Below are 14,512 nucleotides of genomic sequence, written 5' to 3' on the forward strand. Positions count from 1 at the left end.
GACGGGTTTCAGAGGGAAGTCAGCACCCGCGGGCCGTCGTCGGTCACCGCGATGCTGTGCTCGACGTGCACGGCCCGGCTGCCGTCGACGGTGTGCAGGGCCCAGCCGTCCGCCGCCGTCAGGTAGCGGTCCTTCCCCCCGGACATGAACATCGGCTCGATCGCCAGCGTCATGCCCGGCTTCAGCACCAGTCCCCGCCCGGGGCGGCCCTCGTTGGCGACGTGGGGGTCCTCGTGCATGTGCCGGCCGATGCCGTGGCCGCCGAAGTCCTGCGGGATGCCGTATCCGGCGGCCCGGCCGACCGCTCCGATGGCCGCGCCGATGTCGCCGAGCCGGTTCCCGGGCACGGCGGCGGCGATGCCCGCCGCCAGGGCCTGCTCGGCGGTGGCGACGAGGGACTGGTCCGCCGGGTCGCCGGGGCCGACGATCATCGTGAAGGCCGAGTCGCCGGCCCAGCCGTCGAGGTAGGCGCCGCAGTCGATGCTGACCACGTCGCCCAGGCGGACCCGGTAGCGGTCGGGGATGCCGTGCACGATCACGTCGTTGACGGACGCGCAGATGACGGCGGGGAAGGGGGTCGGCGCGAAGCGGGGCTGGTAGTGCAGGAAGGCGGGCTTGGCGCCGTGTTCCCTGATGACGGTCGCGGCGACCTCGTCCAGTTCCAGGAGGCGCACTCCCGGGACGATGGCCTCGCGGACGGCCTGCAGGGCTCTGGCCACCACTCTTCCGGCCTCGCGCATGGCGTCCAGTTCGGTGGCGGTCTTGATCTCAACCATGGTCTGCTCCCGTGGATCCAATACTTATACCGGTATTGTTATCACGTGTTGCTATGATCGCGTGCATGGTCCGACCACCGCTCACCGAACTCGACCACGAACGCGGCAACCGCCTGGGCGCCCTGCTCCGCCAGGCGCGCGGCGACCGCAGCATGACCGAGGTCGCCGCCACCGCCGGCATCAGCCCCGAGACCCTCCGCAAGATCGAGACCGGCCGCGTGCCGACCCCGGCGTTCTTCACCATCGCCGCCCTGGCCGCCGCGCTGGGCATCTCCCTCGACGTCCTCGCCGAGATCACCACGGCGGAGCGCGCCGCCTGACGACCGGCCGGCCCCTCATCCTGCTCGACGTCGACGGGGTGCTGAACCCGTTCCGGCGACCGGGGCCGGAGTGGGGGCCGTACACGTGCACGGCCGCCGGTCAGCCCTACCTGCTCTGGCTGAACCCGGCCCACGGCCCGCTGCTGCTGGCGCTCGCCCACGCGACCGGGGCCGAACTGGTGTGGGCGACCACCTGGCAGCACGACGCCAACACGAGCATCGGCCCAATCCTCGGGCTGCCCGAACTGCCGGTCATCGAGGTCGACAAGGGCCGGGGCGCGGAGGGCCCCGGCTGCTGCTGGAAGATCCCGGCCGTCGCCGAGTTCGTCGACCGCCGCCCCTTCGTCTGGTTCGACGACGACCTCGGGCGGGCCGACCGGCTCTGGCTGGAGGCCCACCCGAACGTCGGCCGGTTCCGGCTCCTGTACGTCGGCTCAAGCCGCGGCATCCGCGACGCCCACCTCCGGCAGGCGCGGGCCTGGCTCACGTCGGGGTGAAGTGGCCCCCTGATCCGCGTCACGTCAGGCGGCGTCGTCGTCGGAGGTATTGACTTGACCAAGATCTCCGGTAGCCGGCTGATGGAGCAAAGGATCATGGAATACCAGTGGTGCCGGCCCGATACGCGGGCCCTTTTCACTGGAGCACGGATGTCTTCGAAGTCCCGGCTGGGGTTCGTCGTCGTGGTTGCCGCGGGTTCCGTCATGAGTGTGCTGGGCGCGCCGATCCCGGCCCACGCCGCCACCGGCCAGGTGGTCGTGTTCAGCACCGAGTTCACCCCGCTGTCGATTTACAACGACCCCGATGGCTGTCACAAACTGCCGCTCGCCAGCACCCAGCTGAACAACCAGACCGACAGGCCTGTCCGCGTCTATCTCGATCCGTTCTGCCTGACCCCGAGCATCACGGTCCAGCCCGGTCACGGCAGCCGTGTTCCGCCCCTCACCGGGAGCTTCTCCGTCGACTAAGGGTTCACGCGAGGAGAGGGCCCCATAAAGGGCGTCAGCGTGCCGGAGCGCAGAACTGCGCTGATCGGGTGCGGGCGTCCTCGTGGAAGCTGGAGGTGTCGAAGACGGGGATGTCCTCCAGGCGGTGCTGCTCGCCGGTGGTGTCGCACCCCCGGCGGACGAGCCACGCACGCCGGAGTGGCGTCGGCGCAGGTGTACCCGGACAGCCCTTCGAAGGCCTCCTGCCCGGCCTCGGGCATCGAACACGAAGGGCCGGCCATCACCCATGGCCGGCCCTTCGGCGAAGGTCAGCGCTTCTTGCGGCCGTCGTCGGTCAGGCCCGCGCGCCGCAGCGCCTCGGCCATCGCGCCGCCCGGCGGCGGCGACGACTGGCGGCGGTCCTGACGGCCCTGACGGGGCTGGCGGTCCTGCCGGTCCTGGCGCGGCTGCCGCTCGCCGCGTTCCTGGCGCGGGGCCTGCTGGCGGGCCGGTTCGTCCTGGAGGCGCAGCGTCAGCGAGATGCGCTTGCGGGGGATGTCGACCTCCAGCACCTTCACCTTCACGATGTCGCCCGGCTTGACGACGTCGCGCGGGTCCTTCACGAAGGTGTTCGACATGGCCGACACGTGGACCAGCCCGTCTTGGTGGACGCCGACGTCCACGAACGCGCCGAAGGCCGCCACGTTGGTGACCACGCCTTCGAGGATCATGCCCTTCTGCAGGTCGGAGATCTTCTCGACGCCCTCCTTGAAGGCGGCCGTCTTGAACGCCGGGCGCGGGTCGCGGCCGGGCTTCTCCAGTTCGCCGAGGATGTCGGTCACCGTCGGGAGGCCGAACGTGCCGTCGACGAAGTCGGCCGGCTTCAGCGAGCGCAGCGCGGCGGTGTTGCCGATCAGGGTGCGCAGGTCGCTGCCGGTCGCCGTCAGGATCTTGCGGACCACCGGATAGGACTCGGGGTGCACGCTGGAGGCGTCGAGCGGGTCGTCGCCGCCGGGGATGCGCAGGAAGCCCGCGCACTGCTCGAACGCCTTCGGGCCCAGGCGCGGCACCTGCTTGAGCGCCGACCGCGAGCGGAACGGGCCGTTGGCGTCGCGGTGCTGCACGATGTTGTCGGCCAGGGTCGAGCCGATGCCCGACACCCGGGTCAGCAGCGGGGCCGACGCGGTGTTGACGTCGACGCCGACGGCGTTCACGCAGTCTTCGACCACCGCGTCGAGTGAACGGGAGAGCTTCTGCTCGGCCAGGTCGTGCTGGTACTGGCCGACGCCGATCGACTTGGGGTCGATCTTGACCAGCTCGGCCAGCGGGTCCTGGAGCCGGCGGGCGATGGAGACGGCGCCGCGCAGCGACACGTCGAGGCCGGGCAGTTCCTGCGAGGCGAAGGCCGACGCCGAGTAGACCGACGCCCCGGCCTCGGACACCATGATCTTCGTCAGGCCGGGCACCAGGCCGACCAGCTCGCCGGCGAGTTTGTCGGTCTCGCGGGAGGCGGTGCCGTTGCCGATCGCGACCAGCTCGACCTTGTGCTTCTGGCAGAGCGCCCCGAGCACGGCGAGCGACTGGTCCCACTGCCGCTTCGGCTCGTGGGGGTAGATGGTGGCGGTGTCGACGACCTTGCCGGTCGCGTCGACCACGGCGACCTTCACGCCGGTGCGCAGGCCGGGGTCGAGGCCCATCGTCGTCCGGGTGCCGGCCGGGGCGGCCAGCAGCAGGTCGCGCAGGTTGGCCGCGAACACCCGCACGGCCTCGTCCTCGGCCGCCTGCCACAGGCGCATGCGCAGGTCGATGCCCAGATGCACGAGGATGCGGGTGCGCCAGGCCCACCGCACGGTGTCGGAGAGCCACTTGTCGGCCGGCCGCCCCTGGTCGGAGATGCCGAACCGGGTCGCGATGCGCACCTCGAACGTCGAGGGGCCCTCCTGGGGCTCCTCGGGCTCCAGCGTGAGGGAGAGCACCTCCTCCTTCTCGCCCCGGAACATCGCCAGGACGCGGTGGGAGGGCAGCTTGGCGAACGGCTCGGCGAAGTCGAAGTAGTCGGAGAACTTGGCCCCGGCCTCCTCCTTGCCCTCACGCACGGCCGAGATCAGCCGCCCCCGGGTCCACATCGACTCGCGGAGGGTGCCGATCAGGTCGGCGTCCTCGCCGAAGCGCTCGATCAGGATCGCGCGGGCGCCCTCCAGGGCCGCCGCGGCGTCGGCGACGTTCTCGCCGACGAAGCCGGCCGCCGTGGCCGCCGGGTCGAGGTTCGGGTCGGCGAGCAGCTTGTCGGCCAGCGGTTCGAGGCCGGCCTCGCGGGCGATCTGGGCCTTGGTGCGGCGCTTCGGCTTGTAGGGGAGGTAGATGTCCTCCAGCCGGGCCTTCGAGTCGGCCGCCATGATCTGCGCCTCGAGCGCGTCGTCGAGCTTGCCCTGCGACCGGATCGACTCCAGGATCGCGGTGCGGCGCTCCTCCATCTCCCGCAGGTAGCGCAGCCGCTCCTCCAGCGCGCGCAGTTGCGCGTCGTCGAGCATTTCGGTCGCTTCCTTGCGGTAGCGGGCGATGAACGGCACCGTCGCGCCGCCGTCGAGCAGATCGACGGCCGCGGCGACCTGCCGCTCACGTACGCCGAGTTCCTCGGCGATCCGCTGGTTGATCGACTGGATCACGATCTTCCTTCTCCCTAGGCTCCGGCCCATTCTGCCGGACCGGCGTGCCCGCCGAGCCTGGTCGGCCAGAGCCGGGTGGTGCAGTCGTCCGAGGTGGTGGCCAGCAGGTGGCCGTCGGGGTGGAAGGCGGCGCCGTTGACGGCGGAGGTGTGGCCGGTGAGGACGGCCAGTTCCGCGCCGCTCGCGGTGTCCCAGATCCGGACGGTACGGTCACCGCCGCCGGTGGCCAGCAGCTCGCCCGTGCCGTCGAAGGCCACGGCGCGCACGCCGGAGGTGTGGCCGGTCAGCTCGCGCGTCGCGCGGGTCCGCCGGTTCGCCAGCGCCACCGCGCCCCCCGGCAGGACGGTCGCCACCAGATGGCCGCACGCGGCGCTCGCCCCGACCACGAGCTCGTCGCCGGCGAAGACCACGCGGGTGCCGGGCCGCTCGCTCAGCTGCCGGCCCATGACGGTGTCCCACACCCGGACCGTGCCGTCGGCGCTCGCGGTCGCGATGACATCGCCGGAGGGGTGGAAGGCCACCGAGGTCACCGGGCCGGTGTGCCCGGTCAGGGGCTCGCCGAAGGAGCGCCGGGTGCCGGGGTCCCAGAGCCGGACGGTGTGGTCGGCGCAGGCGGCCGCCAGCAGGTGGCCGCCGGGGTGGAAGGCGACGACCGGGCCGCCGGGCAGCGGGTCGCCGATCTGGTCGCGGGTCACCGGGTCCCACAACCGGACCGCCCGGTCGGCGGTGGCCAGCAGGTGGCCGCGCGGGTGGAACGCCACCCCGTGGACGGGCGCGTCGTGGCCGGTCAACCGGCGGGCGACGGCCGCCGAGGTCATCCGGGTCTCCAGTTCGTCGACGCGGGCGGTCAGCCGTCGCACGAGGTCGTCGCGTTCCTCGAGGCGGCGGTGCAGGTCGTCGCGGACCCGCCGGGCCACCGCGTGGGTGTGCTGGAGGGTGACCAGGGAGCGGCGCAGCCGGGCGACGTGGTCGGACGGCTCCTCCTCGGGCAGTCCGTCGACCCGCCACCGCCGCACCTCGCCGCGGTCGTCGACGCTCACCATGAGCGACCGGCCGAGGGCCACGGCCTGGACGGCGCCCGTGTGGCCGCTCACCCGGGCCAGGGGGGCGGCGCTCAGGTCGTACAGGGAAATGGAGCCGTCCCAGTTCACGGCGGCGAGCACGTCGCCGCGGGCGGCCAGCCCGGACACCGGCTCGGGGACGATCACCTCGTCGTCGGCCCGCGCGAGGCGGTCGGGGCCGACGATGACCAGCCGTCCGGCCAGGAAGGCGACGCCCTCGCCGGGGACGGGGTCGCCCACCGGCTGGCCGGTGCCGGCGTCCCACAGGCGGACCGTGCCGTCCTGGGCGGCGGTGGACAGCAGGTGCCCGGCGGGGTGGAAGGCCAGGTCGACGACCCGGCCGGTGTGACCGGTCAGGGGGTCGCCGACCGGCATCCGGGTCACCGGGTCCCAGAGGCGGATCGTGTGGTCCCAGCCCGCGCTGGCCAGCAGGTGGCCGTCGGGGTGGAAGCCGACGGCGGTCACGACGTCGTCGTGGCCCTTCAGCTCGCCGGCCGGCACCCCGGACAGGTCCCACAGGCGGACGGCGCCGTCCTCGCCGCCGGAGGCGAGCAGGTGGCCGTCGGGGTGGAAGGCCAGGGTCATCGTGTACGGGGACCCGCTCATCTCCACGCCCGTGGAGTAGCGGATGAGGCCCGTGTCGTCGGAGGTGGCGATCAGGTCGCCGCCGGGATGGAGGGCCACCCCGGCGACGGGGGCGGAATGGCCGGTCAGCGGTTCGCCGATGGGCGTGACTCGTAGGCGCATATGACCGGCAGCATTCCAGATTGTCAGGATTACGGCAGGAGAACGAGCCGTCCCCGCAATCCGCCCTCGGCCATCCGCGTGTGCGCGGCGGCGGCCTCGGTGAGCGGATAGGTGGCGGCCACCCGGACCCTGACCTTGCCGGCGTCCACCAGCCCCACGAGCGCGTCGAGCTGCTCGCGGGCCGAGTGGGCCCACATGACCTGCGACGTGATGCCCCGGCCGTCGGCGGGCGCGCCGTCGACGACCACGGCCACGAACTGGCCGCCGTCGCGCACCGCGTCGTGGGCGGCCTCCATGAGCTTCGCCGGGTCGACGGCCGCGTCCACGCCCTCGGGCAGCAGCTCGCGGACCTTCGCGACGTCGTCGACCACGTAGTGCGCGCCGAGGGCGCGCAGCTCCTCCTCGTCGGTGGAACGCGCCAGCGCGACGACCGTGAGGCCGCGCAGCGCGGCGAGCTGCACCAGCATGCCGCCCACGCTGCCGGCGGCGCCGGTGACCAGCAGGGTCGAGCCCTCCGGCAGGTTCAGGATGTCGAGGCACTGCCAGGCCGTCAGGCCGGGCAGCGGGAGGCCGGCGGCCCGCTCGGCGGGCCAGTCGGCGGGCGCGGGGGCGAGTTCGTCGACGGCGATGACCGCCTGGTCGGCGTACGGGCCGAAGTCGCGGTTGAAGCCGCCCCAGGTGGAGGCGGCCAGGACGCGGTCGCCGACGGCGACCCCGGTGACGTCCGGGCCGAGGGCCTCCACGACGCCGGCGACGTCGCAGCCCATGCCGGTCTGCTCCCGGGCCGGGGCGCCGTGCATGAGCAGGCCGCCGCCGCGGATGAACAGGTCGACGGGGTTGACCGCCGCCGCCTCGACCCGGATGCGGACCTGGCCTGGGCCCGGCTCGGGGGCCGGGACCTCCACGGTCTCGAGGGCCTCCGGGCCCCCGTATTTCCTGACGACCACCGCGCGCATTGGTTCTCCTCCAGTGAGTCCGGGGGCCCCGAAGCTGATGATCGTAGTAGATATTTCAACCAAAAGATCAGAAAAAGAAACCCCGGGCGGAAACGCCCGGGGTTTCTGGTTGAAAGGTGTTATGCGAGGCCGTTCTTCATGGACGTGATGAGTTCGCCGTTGCTCGTGTCACCGCTGAGTTCCCAGAAGAAGGCGCCGCCGAGGCTCTGGTCCTTCGAATAGGTCATCTTCCCGGTGATCGTGGACGGGGTGTCGTAGCTCCACCAGTTGCTGCCGCACTTGGCGTAGGCGGTGCCCGCGATGGTGCCGGTGGGCGGGCAGGTGTTCTTCAGGACCTTGTAGTCCTCGTTGCCCGCCTCGTAGGTGCCGGGCGCGGCCCCGGTCGCGGTGCCGCCCGGGGTGGCCTGGGTGACGCCGGTCCAGCCGCGGCCGTAGAAGCCGATGCCGAGCAGCAGCTTGGACGCCGGCACGCCCTTGGACTTGAGCTTCTGGATCGCGTTGTCGCTGTAGAAGCCGGCCGTCGGGATGCCGGTGTAGCTGTACAGCGGGGAGTGCGGGGCGGTCGGGCCCTGCGCCGCGAAGGCGCCGAAGTAGTCGTAGGTCATGACGTTGTACCAGTCGAGGTACTGCGCGGCGCCGCCGTAGTCGGCCGCGTCGATCTTGCCGCCGGTGGTGCCGTCGGCGGTGATGGCCGCGGTGACCAGGTAGTTCTGGCCGAAGCGGTTGCGCAGCGCCTGCATCAGGTTCTTGAAGGACGCGAAGCCCGAGGTGTCACAGGACAGGCCGCAGGCGTTCGGGTACTCCCAGTCGATGTCGATGCCGTCGAACACGTCGGCCCAGCGCGGGTCCTCGACGAGGTTGTAGCAGGAGTTGGCGAAGGCGGTCGGGTTCTGCGCCGCCTGGCCGAAGCCGCCCGACCAGGTCCAGCCGCCGAAGGAGAACAGGACCTTGATGTGCGGGTACTGCTGCTTGAGCTTGCGCAGCTGGTTGAAGCTGCCGCGCAGCGGCTGGTCCCACGTGTCGGCCACGCCGTCGACGCTCTCGGCGGCGGTGTAGGCCTTCTCGTAGTCGGCGTAGCTGTCGCCGATGGTGCACTGCCCGTTCTGGACGTTGCCGAAGGCGTAGTTGATGTGGGTCAGCTTCGCCGCCGAGCCGCTCGTGACGATGTTCTTCACGTGGTAGGCCCGCTGGTAGACGCCCCACTGGACGAAGTAGCCGAGCAGCTTCTTGTTCCCGCCGGTCCCGGTCTGGGAGGTGGTGCCGGTGACGCTGCTGGACAGCCCCGACTGGTTGTTCGCGGCGTCGCGGGCGCGCACCTGGTAGGTGTACGCGGTGTTCGCCGCGCGGCCGGTGTCGGTGAAGGAGGTGCCGGTCACGGTGGTGACCAGGGTGCCGCCCCGGTAGACGAGGTAGCCGGTGACGCCGACGTTGTCGGTCGAGGCGTTCCAGCCGAGCGAGACGCTGTTGCTGGTCACCCCGGTGACGGTCAGGCCGCCCGGCGTCGAGGGCGCGGTGGTGTCGGGGGTGGTGCCGCTCGTCGTGCCGGTGACGCTGTTGGACAGCCCCGACTGGTTGTTCGCGGCGTCGCGGGCGCGCACCTGGTAGGTGTACGCGGTGCTGGCCGCGCGGCCGGTGTCGGTGAAGGTCGTGCCGGTCACGGTGGTGACCAGGGTGCCGCCCCGGTAGACGAGGTAGCCGGTGACGCCGACGTTGTCGGTCGAGGCGTTCCAGCTCAGCGAGACGCTGCTGCTGGTCACGCCGGTCACCTGGAGGTTGCCGGGCACGCTCGGCGCGGTGGTGTCGCCGCCGCCGGTGCCGCCGGTGACTTGGATCGCCGAGACGATGGCGTAGTTGGCGCCGCCGTTCATGTTGAACTGCACGTTGAGCTGGCCGTCGGAGACGGTCGCGGTGTAGGTGCGGTCACAGGCGGTGAGCGCGCCGCAGGAGGCGAACACGTCGAACGCCGAGGCCACCACGGTGTTCTCGATCCGGATGTCGAACTTGCGCTGCCCGGCGGCGTTCGCCCAGTCCTCGACCATCTTCAGGGTGACCTGGTAGGTGCCGTTGGCCACGTCGAACTTGTAGCCGCCCCAGCCGCTGAACAGCTGGTAGTTCTGGTAGAGCGCGTCGTCGGTGGTGCCGCCGATCGCGCTGCCCGTGGAGCCGGAGCCGTAGGACGTCTCGTAGCCCCAGCTGCCGCTGGAGTAGGCCTTGTCGGCGAGCCAGGCGTTGCCGCCGCCGTCGGTCAGGGCCGGGCCGTTGGCGTTGGCCCGCAGGGGCACGGTCACCGCGCCGTACGCCGCGGACTGCGCGAACATCAGTGGCAGGATCAGCGCACCGATCGCCAGTAAGAGGGTCAGGACTCTTCTCATCGTGCTACTCCACGTCCGGGGGGAAGGGAAATGCGGCGGGACGCGCCGGGAACAGGGGGTTCCCGTCCAACTAATAGGAAGCTTTCCTTTTAATTAGGGCGAACGTAACCCGCGTCACAGATCCCGTCAATGGGCGCGCAGGGAACGCCAGATCGGACCGGGCAGCGCGGCGGCCGCCTCGTCCAGATCGAGGCCCGGCGCACCGGCCAGCACCCGGCGTGTGGTCTCGGCGAGCGGCCCGATGAGCAGCATCTCGATCAGCGCCGGGGGCAGGTCGGCGATCTCCCCGGCGGCGACGCGCGGCGCGAACCACGCCGTCAGCCGGTCCATGCGGGGCGCCTTCCGGGCCGCGACGGCGGCGGCGTGCGGCTCGACGAAGGGCGCGGCGTGGATGAACCGGGCCCGTGCGGTCTCGTCGCGGGCGAAGGCGAGGTAGGCGCGCACGATCGCGCGCACCCCCTCCTCGGTGCCCTCGGCCCCCTCGACCGCCTCGATCAGGCCGGTCAGCAGGTCGTCCATGCACTCGGAGTAGAGGGCGGCGGCCAGCCCGTCGAAGCTGCCGAAGTGGTGGTAGAGGCTGCCCGTGCTGACGCCGCTGCGCGAGGTCACCGCGCGCAGGGTGAAGTCGTCGTCGGTGAACGCCTCCAGGGCGGTGTCGAGCAGCCGGCGGATCGTGGCCTCGCTGCGGGCCTGCCTCACGCGACTCCCGAGAGCTTCCCGGCCTGCTCCCACAACCGCAGGCCGAGCTCGCGGTCGACGTTCATCGGGATCTCCTCCAGTTCGTCGTAGTAGCGGCCCGTGGTGGACCTCTCGGTCAGCGCGACCACCGGGGCCGCGCCCTGCTCGGGAGTCTTCCAGAACCGCTTGGCCACTTTGAGCAGCAGCCCGACCGGCCCGCCCCGCGCGCCCAGGCCGGTGTTGATCACGCCGGGGTGGACGGCGTCGATCGTCACGCCGCGCTCCCGCCAGCGCTCGGCGAACAGCGGCAGCGTCTCCACGTTGCAGCGCTTGGTGTCGGCGTAGGTGCGCAGCGGGTGGAAGTCGTGGCCGTAGGGGGTGCGGTCGGGGTCGGCCTTCCCCTTCACGTAGAGGCCCGCGCTGACCTGCACGACCCGGGTGAGGCGGTCTTCGAGCAGGCGGTTCAGGGTGAACGGGGCCAGGTGGTTGACCGCGAACGCCTCCTCCAGGCCGTCGGCGGTGAGGGTGAGCCGCGACGGCCACAGGCCCGCGTTGTGGACCAGCACGTCGATCCGGGGGCAGGCCTCGGCCAGCCGCCCGGCCACCTCGTGCATGCCCGACACGGCCGACAGGTCGCCGACGACGAGGACCGCCTCGCCCGGCAGCGAGCGGACCGCCTGCTCTCCCCGCGCGGCGTCGCGCGCGACGACGACCACCCGATGCCCCCGCCGCGCCAGCTCGGCGCAGACGGCGTACCCGATTCCCCGGTTTCCTCCGGTCACCACCACGTTCATGGCGACAAATTAGAACAGTTCTCTAAATCTTCTTCAACAGGCCGTCGACGGCGGCCAGGGCCAGCGTCTTGTAGCCGACCGAGTCGAACAGCACGGTCACCCGGTCGGGGTCGGCGCTCATCACCGTCCCGGCGCCCCAGGCCGTGTGCTCGACCTTCGACTGGAGCGGGAAGGGGCCGTCGTCCCCCTCCTGGACCGCCTCCTGGGCCACCCCGTGACAGGTGTCGCAGGTGCCGCAGGAACGGCCGTAGGGCTGGCCGAAGTACTCCAGGAGGAAACGGCGGCGGCAGCCGGTCGTCTCGGCGTAGGCGCGCATCATGTCCAGGCGCGACTCGTCCACGCGGTGACGGGTCTCGTCGAGCTCGACGGCCCTCTCGACCGCCCGCTCGGCGGTGAGCCGCCGGCGGGCCCAGCGCAGCTCGCCGGGGACCAGCGCGCCCGCGCGCTCCAGCAGGTTGGCCAGGGCGGTCAGCCGGGTGGTGCCGACGCCGAGCAGGTCGCGCAGCTCCCCGGCGGGGACCACCCCGCCGTGCTCGCGGATCAGCACCGCCATGCGCAGCAGCAGGTCGGGGTCGGCCCGGCCGCCGGCCTGGAACCGGCGCAGGCCCAGGTCCTCGGGACGGTAGAACAGGACCGCCTCGGCGGGGCGGCCGTCCCGGCCGGCGCGGCCGATCTCCTGGTAGTAGGCGTCGGGCGACTCCGGCGGGCCCGCGTGCAGCACCCGGCGCACGTCGGGGCGGTCGATGCCCATGCCGAAGGCCGAGGTCGCCACGACCACGTCCAGCTCCCCGGCCGCGAACCGCGCATGGGTGCGGTTGCGGTCGGCCGTCTTCAGCCCGGCGTGGTACGGCTCGGCCCGCTTGCCCTCCATCAGCGCGCAGTACTCCTCGGCGTCCCGCCGGGTCGGCACGTAGACCAGCGTCAGGCCCTCGCCCGCGAGGGCGTGCTCCACCAGGGCCCTGCGCCGGTCGTCCTCGGAGGTGAACCGCCGGGCCGACAGGGTCAGGTTCGGCCGGTCGAAGCCCCGCACGATCTCCACCGGGTCGCGCAGCCCGAGCGACCGCACGATCTCGGCCCGCACGTTCGGCGCCGCCGTCGCGGTCAGCGCCACCACCGGCGGATGCCCCAGCTTCTCGATCACCTGGCCGAGCCGCAGGTAGTCGGGCCGGAAGTCGTGCCCCCACGACGACACGCAGTGGGCCTCGTCGATCGCGACCAGCGACGGCCGGGCCGCCGCCAGGCGCTCCACCACCTCGGGCTTGGCGAGCTGCTCCGGCGACAGGAACACGAACTCGGCCGTCCCGGCGGTGACCTGGTCGAGGCCCTTGTCGACCGACTGCGTCGAGTTGACCGCCACCGCGCCGGTGCCCGCCTTCAGCAGGCTCATCACCTGGTCGCGCTGCAACGCGATCAGCGGCGACACCACGACCGTCGGGCCGTCGAGCAGCAGGGCGGGCACCTGGTAGACGGCCGACTTCCCGCCCCCGGTCGGCATCACCAGCAGCACGTCGCGCCCGGCGACCAGATGCCGCATGGCCTCCTTCTGCCCGGGCCGCAGCCCCTGCCAGCCGAACACGCGCCGGGCCGTCGACCCGAGCCGGAATCTCGCGAGCGCTCTCCTCATGGCCGCCCTCTATGCCCGGCCTGGGGCGATTCAGGCCGGGCGGGGCGCGGTTCGTTCGGCGACCAGCGCCAGATCGGTCTCGACGGCGTGCGCGGTGGCCTGCAGATGGGCCAGCAGGCCCGGCCTGACCTGGCCGGTCATGGCGACGTTCACCGCCGCGACCACCCGGCCGCCCCGGTCGCGGATCGGCACGGCCAGCGCGCGGAGGCCCTCTTCGAGCTCGTCCTCGACGATCGCGTAGCCGTCGGCGCGGGCCCGGCGGATCAGCGCCCGCAGCCGCTCGGGGTCGGTCACGGTGCGCGGCGTCAGCGCCACGGGGTGGCCGAGGTCGGCGTCGTCGGCGAGCAGGACCCGGCCCATCGACGTGGCGTAGGCCGGGAACCGGGTGCCGACGGTGATGTCCACACTCATGATCTTGTACGCCGGCGCCCGCGCCACGTAACGGATGTCGGTCCCGTCGAGCACCGCCACCGACGCCGACTCGCCCACCGCCTCGGCCAGCGCGGCGAGGTGGGGGGTGGCGAGCTCGCCCAGGGTCAGCGACGACAACCGGGCGTAGCCCAGCTCCAGGACCCTGGGCAGGGCGACGAACCGGTTGCCCGTCTTCACCGCGTAGCCGAGCTCGACCAGGGTCAGCAGCGCCCGCCGGGCGGTCGCCCGCGCCAGCCCGGTCGCCTCGGCGATCTCCGACAGCGTGCCGCCGAGCGCGGTGAGCACCGCCAGCCCCCGGGCCAGCGACTGCACCGGGGTGTCGGCGGGGATCTCGATCGGCGTCGGGCGCGTGGGCGTGCGGGCCGCCAGGAGGTGTTCCATCCGGGCGACGTCGAGCCGGGGGAGGGCCAGCGAGGCCAGCGACTCGACGGTGTGGCGGCTGCGGTGGGAGACCACGCTGACCGCGCACACCACCCGGCCGCGCGAGCGCACCGGCACCGCCACCGCGATCAGGCCCGGCTCGATGAGCTCGTCGTCGCGGGCCCAGCCCGCCTCCAGCGCGGCCTTGACCCGGTCGCGGAACTCCGGCTCGGCCTTCGGGTCGGGGGCGACCACGGTGTGCGGCCGGGCCGCCCGCCAGCGGGCCCACCCGGCCTCGGTCCACTCTGCGGCCAGCAGCGCGCCCGCCGCGCAGCGTTCGGCCGGCACCAGGTCGCCCACCCGGAACGTCAGCGAGCGGCTGCGCCGCCGGGGGAGCTGGGTGACGAACCGGACCGCCGTGCCGTCGGCCACGGCCAGCGACACCGACTCGTCGAGGGTCTCCGCGAGCCTGCTCGCCTCGGGTCCCAGCGCGTCGGGCACGCCGCTGCCGGACAGGTAGGCGTTCCCGACGGCCAGCACGCGGGGCGTCAGCCGTACCGACCGATCGGCCCCGGCCGGGCGGGCCAGGCCCGTCGCGACGAGGGTGGCCAGCACCCGGTCGACGGTCGAGCGGGCCAGGCCGGTGACGCGGGTCAGATCGCTCGGGCGGCACGGCTCGCCGCCGGCCATCGCCCGCAGCACGGCGAGCCCGCGCTCCAGCGGCCCCACGACTGCCTCGGTCATTGACACACGTCCAAAGGGGGTAGCAGACTCCTGAACTACGTCAAATGTGAACAATAGTT

12 protein-coding genes are annotated in these 14,512 nt (G+C 72.5%); 3 read left to right on the plus strand and 9 right to left on the minus strand.

Annotated features, from left to right (window positions below):
• Positions 1-8: 8 nt before the first annotated feature.
• On the minus strand, positions 9-776 hold the full coding sequence (gene map / locus QSK34_RS07460; protein ID WP_285581355.1) for a type I methionyl aminopeptidase: 768 nt from the start codon (positions 774-776) through the stop codon (positions 9-11).
• A 65-nt stretch (positions 777-841) separates the two neighbouring features.
• On the opposite strand from map, the gene QSK34_RS07465 reads away from it, so the two are divergent.
• From QSK34_RS07465 to QSK34_RS07475, 3 genes are read left to right on the plus strand one after another with little or no spacing between them, the layout of a single operon-like run.
• Complete coding sequence (locus tag QSK34_RS07465; protein WP_202609527.1) at positions 842-1,096, plus strand: helix-turn-helix domain-containing protein; 255 nt, start codon at positions 842-844, stop codon at positions 1,094-1,096.
• A gap of 20 nt (positions 1,097-1,116) precedes the next feature.
• The gene (locus QSK34_RS07470) at positions 1,117-1,593 is read left to right on the plus strand and encodes an HAD domain-containing protein (RefSeq protein ID WP_285582070.1); all 477 of its coding nucleotides are present in this window, start codon (positions 1,117-1,119) and stop codon (positions 1,591-1,593) included.
• Positions 1,594-1,647: 54 nt separating this feature from the next.
• Positions 1,648-2,061, plus strand: coding sequence for a hypothetical protein (locus QSK34_RS07475; RefSeq protein ID WP_285581358.1), 414 nt, complete (start codon positions 1,648-1,650; stop codon positions 2,059-2,061).
• A 287-nt stretch (positions 2,062-2,348) separates the two neighbouring features.
• Here QSK34_RS07475 and QSK34_RS07480 read toward each other — a convergent pair whose 3' ends face one another.
• The 8 genes from QSK34_RS07480 to QSK34_RS37735 form a co-directional block, all read right to left on the minus strand.
• Positions 2,349-4,715, minus strand: a complete 2,367-nt coding sequence (locus QSK34_RS07480) for a Tex family protein (RefSeq protein WP_502875376.1) — start codon at positions 4,713-4,715, stop codon at positions 2,349-2,351.
• Entirely contained in the window at positions 4,700-6,493 is a 1,794-nt protein-coding gene (locus tag QSK34_RS07485; protein ID WP_285581366.1) for a hypothetical protein, read from the minus strand. The genes QSK34_RS07480 and QSK34_RS07485 overlap by 16 nt, the downstream gene beginning before the upstream one ends.
• 29 nt (positions 6,494-6,522) lie before the next feature.
• Positions 6,523-7,449 carry an NADP-dependent oxidoreductase gene (locus QSK34_RS07490; protein ID WP_285581369.1) on the minus strand — a complete coding sequence of 309 codons (927 nt, stop codon included), beginning with the start codon at positions 7,447-7,449 and terminating at the stop codon, positions 6,523-6,525.
• A gap of 119 nt (positions 7,450-7,568) precedes the next feature.
• Positions 7,569-9,821 carry a glycosyl hydrolase family 18 protein gene (locus QSK34_RS07495; RefSeq protein ID WP_285581373.1) on the minus strand — a complete coding sequence of 751 codons (2,253 nt, stop codon included), beginning with the start codon at positions 9,819-9,821 and terminating at the stop codon, positions 7,569-7,571.
• Between the two features lie 126 nt (positions 9,822-9,947).
• Positions 9,948-10,520 carry a TetR/AcrR family transcriptional regulator gene (locus QSK34_RS07500; protein ID WP_285581376.1) on the minus strand — a complete coding sequence of 191 codons (573 nt, stop codon included), beginning with the start codon at positions 10,518-10,520 and terminating at the stop codon, positions 9,948-9,950.
• Positions 10,517-11,293, minus strand: coding sequence for an SDR family NAD(P)-dependent oxidoreductase (locus QSK34_RS07505; RefSeq protein ID WP_285581380.1), 777 nt, complete (start codon positions 11,291-11,293; stop codon positions 10,517-10,519). Before QSK34_RS07505 ends, QSK34_RS07500 begins: the two co-directional genes overlap by 4 nt.
• Before the next feature lie 22 nt (positions 11,294-11,315).
• Positions 11,316-12,917 (minus strand): RecQ family ATP-dependent DNA helicase, encoded by a 1,602-nt coding sequence (locus QSK34_RS07510; RefSeq protein ID WP_285581383.1) that lies wholly within the window; start codon positions 12,915-12,917, stop codon positions 11,316-11,318.
• A gap of 30 nt (positions 12,918-12,947) precedes the next feature.
• Positions 12,948-14,453 carry an IclR family transcriptional regulator domain-containing protein gene (locus tag QSK34_RS37735; protein ID WP_353051368.1) on the minus strand — a complete coding sequence of 502 codons (1,506 nt, stop codon included), beginning with the start codon at positions 14,451-14,453 and terminating at the stop codon, positions 12,948-12,950.
• Positions 14,454-14,512 lie beyond the last annotated feature (59 nt).

It is taken from the genome of Herbidospora sp. NBRC 101105, assembly GCF_030269205.1.
Lineage (GTDB): Bacteria > Actinomycetota > Actinomycetes > Streptosporangiales > Streptosporangiaceae > Herbidospora > Herbidospora solisilvae.

Bases quoted from the DNA above. Each gene is read 5' to 3' on its own strand.
- map (WP_285581355.1), bottom strand. From the start codon at position 776: ATGGTTGAGATCAAGACCGCCACCGAACTGGACGCCATGCGCGAGGCC.
- QSK34_RS07465 (WP_202609527.1), top strand. From the start codon at position 842: ATGGTCCGACCACCGCTCACCGAACTCGACCACGAACGCGGCAACCGC.
- QSK34_RS07480 (WP_502875376.1), bottom strand. From the start codon at position 4,715: ATGGGCCGGAGCCTAGGGAGAAGGAAGATCGTGATCCAGTCGATCAAC.
- QSK34_RS07485 (WP_285581366.1), bottom strand. From the start codon at position 6,493: ATGCGCCTACGAGTCACGCCCATCGGCGAACCGCTGACCGGCCATTCC.
- QSK34_RS07490 (WP_285581369.1), bottom strand. From the start codon at position 7,449: ATGCGCGCGGTGGTCGTCAGGAAATACGGGGGCCCGGAGGCCCTCGAG.
- QSK34_RS07495 (WP_285581373.1), bottom strand. From the start codon at position 9,821: ATGAGAAGAGTCCTGACCCTCTTACTGGCGATCGGTGCGCTGATCCTG.
- QSK34_RS07505 (WP_285581380.1), bottom strand. From the start codon at position 11,293: ATGAACGTGGTGGTGACCGGAGGAAACCGGGGAATCGGGTACGCCGTC.
- QSK34_RS07510 (WP_285581383.1), bottom strand. From the start codon at position 12,917: ATGAGGAGAGCGCTCGCGAGATTCCGGCTCGGGTCGACGGCCCGGCGC.
- QSK34_RS37735 (WP_353051368.1), bottom strand. From the start codon at position 14,453: ATGACCGAGGCAGTCGTGGGGCCGCTGGAGCGCGGGCTCGCCGTGCTG.